The organism is Escherichia sp. MOD1-EC7003 (assembly GCF_002965065.1).
GTDB lineage: Bacteria > Pseudomonadota > Gammaproteobacteria > Enterobacterales > Enterobacteriaceae > Escherichia.
On the sequence record NZ_PTRE01000062.1, the window covers coordinates 1 to 8,816 of the forward strand.

An 8,816-nucleotide genomic window follows, 5' to 3' on the forward strand; every position below is an offset into this window, starting at 1 on the left:
CTTATTGGCTATCATGCTGAAAACAAAGGATTACATCTGAGATATCAGGCCAACAGCATTAAAACACGGCGGGTAATCTCGTATCTGACGTTAGCGAAGAATGTCTTACGACACTCCCCGCTAATTTTAAGACGAACAGTGCTAAGCACAGTTCTTAATCATCTCGCCAAAACCTACCAGAATATGGTGTTGGTTTATTAGCGCTGATTTATGGGGATCCCTCAGCGCAGCCAGTGGGCTAAAAACCTCGAAGGGGGCGATCTTCCGGCCATCAGCGAAGCCAACATCCTGAGTACCTTTGAACAACTCCACCACAATAAACAGGATGTTTTCGAACGTGGAATTATTAACGTATTTAAAGGGCTAAGCTGGGACTACAAAACCAATAATCCCTGCTGTTTTGGCAAGCGGATTATCATCAATAGCTTAGTGAAGTATGACAAATGGGGCTATAGCCTGAACTGGGGCTGGCGGCGCGATCAGCTCGCCGATCTGGAACGAATGCTCTACCTGCTGGATGGTAAAACCATTCCCGATAACCGGCATGATATCTCTATCCGATTTATGAATTTTGTGCGCGATAATCCGCGTGAGCAGGTCTTTGAAGATGATTTATTCTCTATTCGCTACTTCCAGAAGGGCAGCGGGCATATCACATTCAAGCGTCTGGATCTGGTGGAGAAGATGAATGACATCGTGGCGAAGCATTATCCGGGAGCGCTGCCCGCAAAATAAACTCTATCTGCGTAATAAGCTTCACCAGGAATTTCTGGCATACTAAGCGGATTACGACATTGCGAGTCAGATATAAGCGGAGGCGGCATGACAGATAAATACTTAACCCAATCCCCGGCAGGCGAATTTGTTATGTTTGCCAGCGATGACGGTGAAGTACGCGTTGAATGCCGCTTTGAGCAAGAGACGCTATGGCTCCCTCAGGCAACCATCGCAAACCTTTATCAGATCACTCCCCAGGCCATTACACAGCACATTAAAGCGATCTATGAAGAAGGCGAACTTGAACAAAACGCAACCTGTAAGTCTTACTTACAAGTTCAACAGGAAGGTGGCCGTCAGGTAAGCCGTAACCGGCTTCACTACAGCCTGCCTGTTATTCTTGCTGTCGGCTACCGCGTTCGCTCCCCTCGCGGCACGCAGTTCCGCCAGTGGGCAACTCAGACGCTCCAGGAATACCTGATCAAAGGTTTTGTGATGGACGATGAGCGGCTGAAGAACCCGCCCGTGGGTTCATCGGCTGTACCCGACTATTTCGATGAGATGCTGGAGCGTATCCGCGATATTCGCGCCAGCGAACGCCGCGTTTATCTGCGTGTCCGGGAGATCTTTGCTCTGGCCGCCGATTATCAACCGTCCCTCAAAGAAACCACGCAGTTTTTTCAAACCATCCAGAACAAGTTACATTTTGCCTGTACCGGACATACCGCTGCTGAACTCATTCATCAGCGTGCTGACGCCAGCCAGCCGCATATGGGGCTGACCAGCTATAAAGGTGAGGAGGTGCGTAAGGGTGACGTGACGGTGGCAAAAAATTATCTCACTCAGGATGAAGTCAGCGAACTTAACCGCGTAGTTAACATGTGGCTGGATTTCGCCGAGGATCAGGCCCGTCGTCGTCAGCAGGTCTTTTTGCGCGACTGGCAGGATAAGCTGGATCAGTTCCTGCAATTTAACGACCGTGAGGTTCTACAAGGCGCGGGTAAAATCAGTAAGAAAATGGCCGATGAAAAAGCGCAGGTGGAGTATGTTCAGTTTGCCGAACAACAACGGCGCTTAAAAGAAGCCGAAGGCGAGAAGGATATCGCAGGCTTGCTACAGTGGAATAAAGAGTCGAAAAAGTAGTCCGGGAATACATTGAGATTTTCTACAACCGCCAGCGCCGCCACTCCCGTCTGGGGAATATCGCCCCGGCAGCCTTCAGGAAAATATTATCAGATAACTGCGTAAAAAAAGAACAAATGGTTGTGTCCGCTATTGCCAGTACACCTGAATTTACAGCCTTTCAGATTATCACAATCAATAGCGAACAGACTTTTGAGCTATGTGCGCTTTTAACAAAACGCCCCTTTCTCCACTTTCACCGTATAATAATACATTATTAATTACAATCCCCCCAATAAAAACCGATATTACTCATTACATTTATACTCTAAATAATTCGAATTGCAGGAAGGCGGCAAGCGAGTGAATCCCCAGGAGCTTACATAAGTAAGTGACTGGGGGGACGCAACACATGCAACTTGAAGTATGACGAGTATATTACTACACAGTTTAATATCGGCTTTTATTAGTTGGCAAATAAATAATCAACACCGGCTAATCGTTTTAAATTAGTTGATTATACTTTTTTCGATTGCTCATAGGCAGCTAAATGATCTTTTAATGCCTGTGCAATGGGCGGTAGTCCACCAGACTCGGATGCCTGTCCACTTGTCGGTGGCGGGGGTGCCTGACGGGTTGGCTTAAAGCTTACAGTCTCAGACGCTTTCGATAGCTCAAAGGCAGCTAAATGATCTTTTAATGCCTGTGCAATGGGCGGTAGTCCACCAGGCCCGGATGCCTGTCCACTTGTCGGTGGCGGTGGTGCCTGACGGGTTGGCTTAAAGCTTACAGTCTCAGACGATTTCGATAGTTCATAGGCAGCTAAATGATCTTTTAATGCCTGTGCAATGGGCGGTAGCCCACCAGGCCCGGATGCCTGTCCACTTGTCGGTGGCGGTGGTGCCGGGCGAGTAGGAGTAAATGAAGTCGCCATCTGACTCATACGATTCATCTGAGTCATCTGACTCATATAAAAGTCGTTCTCGCATTAATATTCGACGAACCTGGAGAAAAAGGGGAATGAAATCTCACCGGAGTAAGACGCACAGTCTGAGGGGCTACAGAAAATCCAGATACCCCCGCAGAGCCCACTCGACTTGCGACACCTGTAAGATGCCGCCCTATTGTAGAAACAGCGTTACTAATTCCATTAAGCATAATTTATGCCTCTTTATATCTAATTAATTGGAGTAATTATTAATTTATATTAAAACTATAATTCATTAAATTAAATACATATGGAAATATGAATACTTTTGTACAGCTGTATTTATCATTCTGATATGATGAATGCCTGGCGAACTCTCATAATATATCAAAACAAATAATTAAATTATTTTAAATCAATATAAATTAAAATCCTCGTACCCAGCCACTACCATTCTCATGGACCAAACTGTACAATAACTGACTCGTCTCATCATCCATACAGTTCTCCAAAGCCTTTACCGCATCATTTTTTCTATTTAATCCGAATAAGATAATAAATTCTAAATGTGCGATATCTTTTTTATCAGGTATAATTTGCGGAAATACATTCAGGATAGCTTCCGCATATTTGGGAAGCTTATGATTTGCCGCGGCTACAGCTGCCCACACCAGTATCTTATTGGCAGAAACATCATTAACCATAAAAATTAAAAGCTACGGTTGGAAATGGTTGAGACCAGATCTTTTATCGTTTTCAGCATTCCACTTTCTACGTTAACATAAGCAGAATATTGCTGAACCGCAAACTGCAACTCTAACATTTTTTCAGGGTCATTAACCAAATCGGTGCTATTAAGTAACTCTGGCACAGAATCGCTCAGCGTTTTACCTACCTCACCCATTTGTTGAGTAATTTCAGATAAATTCATTAAATCTCCTTAATAGTTAATAAAATAAAAATCCCTAACTATTTACATTCATTACGAACCAAATTCCGTCTTCTGTTTCTTGCTGCACGGCACCCTTTCTGATGAAATAATTAAACAACTCTTCGCGCTTTTGACGTTCTGAATCTGAACCAATCTTAGCTTTCATCGCACTGATTTTCTTAATACCCGAAAAATGGTGATACAACTCTTCGAGCAAACGAGTCAGTGATAAAACAGGGCCGTTAAGCCCTGTTTGGTTACGTGCTTCAAAAGAGCACAAAATCAGTTCTTGTTCATCCAGTCTGTACGCTAATGAGAAAAAAGGTGTCTCAATCCGCCATCCGATAAAAAAGGCACTGCCACAAAGAAACTCCTTCTGTATTGTGTACCCTTTTTGTTCAAGATAGTGATTAAGCACTTCATCATTAAACGTATCGACCATGATCAATTACCCAGCCAAGCGAGCCGATTGCCCCAGGCGATTAATAAGGTCGGTAAGGTCACGGGCTGTCGTTGTCATATCACGCAGACGGCCAGAGATATCATCCTGCGTTCTGCGAACATCCTGTTTGTAGTTCTCTAAATTCGACGCCTGGAGATTTTCTACAGATTTAGCACGCTGCTCACTGATATCATGATTGGACTTGACAGATTCAGATATCGTTGTTGGCAATGTTTTCGTACCTTCAGCAAGGCTGGTAACAACAATAAATGACGTAGAACCGGAAATCCTTCCAGCAGCAGCAGCAAAGCGACTTAATAGTCCTGTCTTCTCTGCTAATTCTTGAGCAGCACCAGCAGCCTCTTCAGCTACTTGAGAAGCTTTCTGAGCAGAAGCAGCCACATCATCAGTGACACCAGATGTACGACTGGCCGCTTTTGCAGCTGCCGCGATAGTTTGCTGCATTGAGGCTGCATCATCTGCTGCATCTGCAATACTTTCGGAAGCCTTCGCCAGTGCTTTAGTTGAAGCTTCAGAGGCTGTACTGATAGACTTCGCAGAAGTAGAAGCGGCTTGCTGAACGGCATCACTCGCTCCTTTCGTTGCGCTATTAATGGCAGCAAAAGAGCCTAAAATCCCCAGGACAGATGAGATAGCACCACCAATCAGAGCGGCTGTCACACCGGCTTTTTTCTCACTAATAGCTTTATTTTGGCTCTCAAAAACGGCTAGTTGGATATCATAGCTTTGCGCCAATTGCTTCTGAAGATAATCTTGCAATGTGGTGACCGTCTCACGCAACAGTTTTTGAATCTCCAGCAGAAGCCTAGAAATATCCACTCTGCCATCAGTAAGTAAAGATGAACTGATTGACGAGGTTGATGTCGTTGTTGAACTGGCGCTGCCAGTCGTGCTGCTCAAAACAGAATTAACTGCGATTGCCGCATTGTTATTATCGATAGTATTCATTATAAACGCCTCTTTAACAATTAAACTCGACCGCTGACAATACGGCTATTCACTCGCGCAGAATCAGAAATTAGCTTAGAAGCACTCTGTATATAACTCGCCTGGTTTTGCAGCTCGAGTGTGGCTTTTTCCAGCTCTGCCTTCGCACTCTGACTTAAGCTTTCACTTTGTCGAGTTAAATTTTCCACAACAAAAGCAGAAATCTGTGATAACAGGTTATGATTCGCTGCGTCATTATTCAGCACAGTTGTACCAATAGAGCGCGAAGAAGTGGTTAAACCATTTGCCACAGCCGAAATTTTCGATGCAACGTTTTCGACAAAAGTGTCGGCCAGCGTAGTGACCGCTTTTACGATGTTTGAACCCACTTTGCCAGCCACATCGCCAACTTTAGACATAAGTGAAGACACCCCGCCAATGCCGGCTGTCAGAATACCTGCGGCAAGAGATAAACCGCCAAAAGCTTGCGCTGCTGTTTTTAACGCCTGCGGAGCCTTATCGCCCATAACATCAACCGCAGTTTGCAGCGCCATTGCTGTTGCACTAATAGCAACAACAGCCCAGAGAGCTGGGTTAAAAATAGCTGCAACAGCAGTTACCGCAACCCCTAACCAACCAAAGACCTGACCAACAATTTTACTTTTTTGTGCTTTCTCTTCGGCTTTCTGTTGTTCTTCAAGCTGTTTTTTAAATTCCAGAGTTTTATTTTCCAGCGCTTGATTTTGTCCATCCTTGTAGATCTCGTTGGAGTTCTTCATACTCTCAACTTTCTTCGCTGAGGCATCCAGGGATAACAGAGTGGCCATCATCATCATTGTCTGAGGGTCAACGTTATTCACCTGAGAAAGATAAGGATAGCCAGAGGTTGTACTTTGTGTACTACTCTGTGGTTCTGTCCCACTAGTGCGGCTCATAACATCACCACTGATGCCGCCAAAAAGTTTGCTCAAAACATCTTCAGCAACAGAGGGCGTCACTAATGAGTGGCCTGCCGGTGGCGTTGGTAAAGCGGTACTTTCTGTCCAACTTGCTGATGGGGCAGCTGATTTAACCAGCTGTAAATCCAGCGCGGAAGCCCCTTCAGGTTGATTAATACCTGAAGTAGTCGTAGCGGCACTGACCCCAGACATCACAGACTGGATATCGCTATTTACATTAAGCATAGTTATCTCCGGTTATTTACCAAGGGATATTGCTGATATAGTTCTGTATTGCAGTGACTGCATATCAGAACGTGCACTCGTTAATAGGTTTAACGTATTTGACATTTGCTGTATTTCAAGCTGGCTATTATTCACCGTCGTTGTCAAATTATTCGCTTTAGCTGAAATAGCTGCTTTCACCGTTTGCAAATCACCAGCGCCTAATTCAACCTCTATATTGTCAATACCACTTACTGTAATGTCATTGCGAGGATCTTTTATATAGTCAATCACGTCTTGAGGAAGCTTGGCTTTCGCATTCTTTTCGGAGCTACTTTGAACATCAGCAATTTTAGCATCCACAAGATTCGCCATTTTTTGGGCAGTGGTTGACGCCTTAGATGCCTGATTCATATCAGCAAACTTTGCAATCGACAGATCGCTTTGTGCCTGATACATATAGGAAAACATGAGAAGCGCAGCCTGAAAAACACCGAGTTTATTGAATAGTTCAACAACCTGATCTTTCGACATGCTCCCTAAATCATAGGTCATCGATGTCGAAGTACTTGCATTCGTACTAGCAACTGATGCTGTAGTTAATGTATCCATGTATATACCTCTTAATAATCTTTCTTAGCATGACCAAAACTATTAAAAAACAATTAAATCACATAACATCCTCCTTATAATCAATTACTTTACCAATCATTAATAATGTATTATCCCTCTGCTCGTTATCAATAAAACAAGCATCGGGTAATGATGCAAAAAAGTCTTTCAATAAATGGAAATAATAAACATGTTTATCTTCGACTATCGATACCCGAGAAGGGCTCTCCAGTAGCCAGTCTTCTGTTAGCCATACATGTTCAATAATAGATAACACTTCATTTAAAATGACATCTTTATCTTTCTTAATGGAGATTGCAATAATATCTGTATAGTTATCAAGCGATAAAAAAACGATTATCCGGCATAAATCGCTAATAATTGAAGATGTTTTTACCTTGTCTTCAAAAGAAGACATATAAGAAAGATCGAACGATAGCGCCCTAATAATAACCTTTAAGTGCTTCTCACGCTCTGGAAGATCCTTGACCTCCATAAACCAGTCAAGTAAAGAGGCTCCGTTTTCAGAGTCCTCGTCCTTAGCCTTTTCATAAAGCTTCTTGATCTTCTGGATACCTTCCTGATTTAACTCCCCCACCCCTAACCAGGAAAGCAGAGCCAACTCCCAATCATCTTCGCCTAATAATTCTAATAATAATTTGGCATATTTCTTTTTTAATTCAATCTTAACAAACTTAGATTGCAATAGAGAAGATATGAGCGCGACAATTTCCCCTTTTGGCATATTACCAAACATAGCCAAGTTAGGATCATGCTGTTCCAGCAGCCCACTATTCTTTAATGATAGTTCTTTTAGTTTATCGCTATCGGTCAGAGTAAGCAGCTCTTGCATATCATTGAGCAGCTTCTCCGTTGTCGTACCTTCCTCTTCTTTCCTGGCGCTACCTTTGCGATACCCCAGGCTTAGCCCTTCAATCGTTTCTGAAAGCGACGAACTGGTAATCATCGCTAATTCATTTTGCAAATTTAATAATGGAGAATTGCTATTAGAAGAGCTTTTTTGCGTTAATTGTTGAGATTCCAATTCAAAATCTAATGAATTAGAATTGAAAATAGATGCGGTGTTTTGATTAAATTCAATACCATTAGCCATTGGAAACTCACGTAAACATTAATTATGAATATTCCATTAAATAGTACTGTACAACAGCTTCCTTTCTACTCTATTCTTAGTCAGTGTAAGTTCACCATATTTTTTCTCATTGTTCAACCACCAGGACGAATAAAATTTAAAAATGTTATCCTCATATAAAATAAAACTTCTCAATGGTGCGATGCGTAATCGGGAATTACAACTTCCGATGGGAAACCTAACGATAGGCACAGAAGATAACGATATTGTTTACTTTCCCCTTGAACAAGGCCTCAATCAGTTTTTACTTGATATACGTGAGGAAGGTGTTTTCCTTTTATCTCCAATTGAATTTTGGATTGATGGACAGCCCACTCCCTATGAAGCAGATCAACCATTACCTATCGGAAAGGTCATCGATATAGCGGGGTGTGGCTTCATCATTGGTGATATTGACCACGCCTTGCCATTGTCTGATATGCCAGAAAGGTTCTCTGCCAGGAATCAACGCAAAAAGCGTCTTATCCTGGCAGGCGTGATTGGTGCTGCTATTGCGTTGTCTGGAGCCATCGGCAGTTACGTTTTGCTTTCCCCAAAAGCTGAACTCCCAACGTTTACCAGAGCTGATGTATATCAGCAGCTAAAAGAAAACAAACTTCATGCAATCACCCTGGTATGGCATGGGAAAAATATCGCGCTTTATGGGCGTTGCGAATCAACCACGGATTTAACTCCATTTTTCAATTACCTTAAAGAAAAAAATATTTTTTATTACAATAATATTATTTGCAATAACCAAATCATATCCGCAATTAATGATATTTTAACAGAATACGGTTATAAAGATATCATCATTACAA

Annotated in this window: 9 protein-coding genes and 4 pseudogenes; 5 read left to right on the forward strand and 8 right to left on the reverse strand. The window is 42.8% G+C overall.

The window, feature by feature from the left end; all coding sequences use genetic code 11:
* The 4 genes and pseudogenes from A7090_RS11960 to A7090_RS27135 all read left to right on the forward strand — a co-directional run.
* Window positions 1–201, forward strand: a pseudogene (locus A7090_RS11960) (IS4 family transposase); the annotation flags it as partial.
* Window positions 202–210: 9 nt separating this feature from the next.
* Window positions 211–735 (forward strand): annotated as a pseudogene (locus A7090_RS11965) (DUF4942 domain-containing protein); the annotation flags it as partial.
* Between the two features lie 87 nt (window positions 736–822).
* Complete coding sequence (rhuM, locus tag A7090_RS11970; protein ID WP_105274193.1) at window positions 823–1,860, forward strand: virulence protein RhuM; 1,038 nt, start codon at window positions 823–825, stop codon at window positions 1,858–1,860.
* Window positions 1,857–1,965, forward strand: a pseudogene (locus A7090_RS27135) (IS3 family transposase); the annotation flags it as partial. The gene rhuM and the pseudogene A7090_RS27135, both read left to right, overlap by 4 nt.
* Window positions 1,966–2,365: 400 nt before the next feature.
* Here A7090_RS27135 and espF read toward each other — a convergent pair.
* From espF to sepL, 8 genes and pseudogenes are all read right to left on the reverse strand, one after another.
* Window positions 2,366–2,997: pseudogene (gene espF, locus A7090_RS11980) on the reverse strand (type III secretion system LEE effector EspF); the annotation flags it as partial.
* Between the two features lie 195 nt (window positions 2,998–3,192).
* Window positions 3,193–3,471 carry a type III secretion system LEE needle protein cochaperone EscG gene (escG, locus tag A7090_RS11985; RefSeq protein WP_000245865.1) on the reverse strand — a complete coding sequence of 93 codons (279 nt, stop codon included), beginning with the start codon at window positions 3,469–3,471 and terminating at the stop codon, window positions 3,193–3,195.
* Between the two features lie 5 nt (window positions 3,472–3,476).
* Window positions 3,477–3,698, reverse strand: coding sequence for a type III secretion system LEE needle filament protein EscF (gene escF / locus A7090_RS11990; RefSeq protein WP_001053840.1), 222 nt, complete (start codon window positions 3,696–3,698; stop codon window positions 3,477–3,479).
* 34 nt (window positions 3,699–3,732) lie between these two features.
* Window positions 3,733–4,140, reverse strand: a complete 408-nt coding sequence (gene cesD2 / locus A7090_RS11995; RefSeq protein ID WP_105274194.1) for an LcrR family type III secretion system chaperone CesD2 — start codon at window positions 4,138–4,140, stop codon at window positions 3,733–3,735.
* 6 nt (window positions 4,141–4,146) lie between these two features.
* Window positions 4,147–5,109 carry a type III secretion system LEE translocon pore-forming subunit EspB gene (gene espB / locus A7090_RS12000; protein WP_105274195.1) on the reverse strand — a complete coding sequence of 321 codons (963 nt, stop codon included), beginning with the start codon at window positions 5,107–5,109 and terminating at the stop codon, window positions 4,147–4,149.
* Window positions 5,110–5,129: 20 nt separating this feature from the next.
* Complete coding sequence (locus A7090_RS12005; protein ID WP_105274196.1) at window positions 5,130–6,272, reverse strand: type III secretion system translocon subunit SctE; 1,143 nt, start codon at window positions 6,270–6,272, stop codon at window positions 5,130–5,132.
* Between the two features lie 12 nt (window positions 6,273–6,284).
* A complete protein-coding gene (gene espA, locus A7090_RS12010; RefSeq protein WP_105274197.1) occupies window positions 6,285–6,863 on the reverse strand; it encodes a type III secretion system LEE translocon filament protein EspA in 579 nt (192 codons plus the stop codon).
* 58 nt (window positions 6,864–6,921) lie between these two features.
* Window positions 6,922–7,977 (reverse strand): type III secretion system LEE gatekeeper SepL, encoded by a 1,056-nt coding sequence (sepL, locus tag A7090_RS12015; protein WP_001273452.1) that lies wholly within the window; start codon window positions 7,975–7,977, stop codon window positions 6,922–6,924.
* A 142-nt stretch (window positions 7,978–8,119) separates the two neighbouring features.
* On the opposite strand from sepL, the gene sctD reads away from it, so the two are divergent.
* On the forward strand, window positions 8,120–8,816 hold a 697-nt coding region (sctD, locus tag A7090_RS12020), incomplete at its 3' end, for a type III secretion system inner membrane ring subunit SctD (RefSeq protein ID WP_105274198.1).

Bases quoted from the DNA above. Each gene is read 5' to 3' on its own strand.
- espA (WP_105274197.1), bottom strand. From the start codon at position 6,863: ATGGATACATTAACTACAGCATCAGTTGCTAGTACGAATGCAAGTACT.
- escF (WP_001053840.1), bottom strand. From the start codon at position 3,698: ATGAATTTATCTGAAATTACTCAACAAATGGGTGAGGTAGGTAAAACG.
- rhuM (WP_105274193.1), top strand. From the start codon at position 823: ATGACAGATAAATACTTAACCCAATCCCCGGCAGGCGAATTTGTTATG.
- espB (WP_105274195.1), bottom strand. From the start codon at position 5,109: ATGAATACTATCGATAATAACAATGCGGCAATCGCAGTTAATTCTGTT.
- A7090_RS12005 (WP_105274196.1), bottom strand. From the start codon at position 6,272: ATGCTTAATGTAAATAGCGATATCCAGTCTGTGATGTCTGGGGTCAGT.
- sepL (WP_001273452.1), bottom strand. From the start codon at position 7,977: ATGGCTAATGGTATTGAATTTAATCAAAACACCGCATCTATTTTCAAT.
- cesD2 (WP_105274194.1), bottom strand. From the start codon at position 4,140: ATGGTCGATACGTTTAATGATGAAGTGCTTAATCACTATCTTGAACAA.
- escG (WP_000245865.1), bottom strand. From the start codon at position 3,471: ATGGTTAATGATGTTTCTGCCAATAAGATACTGGTGTGGGCAGCTGTA.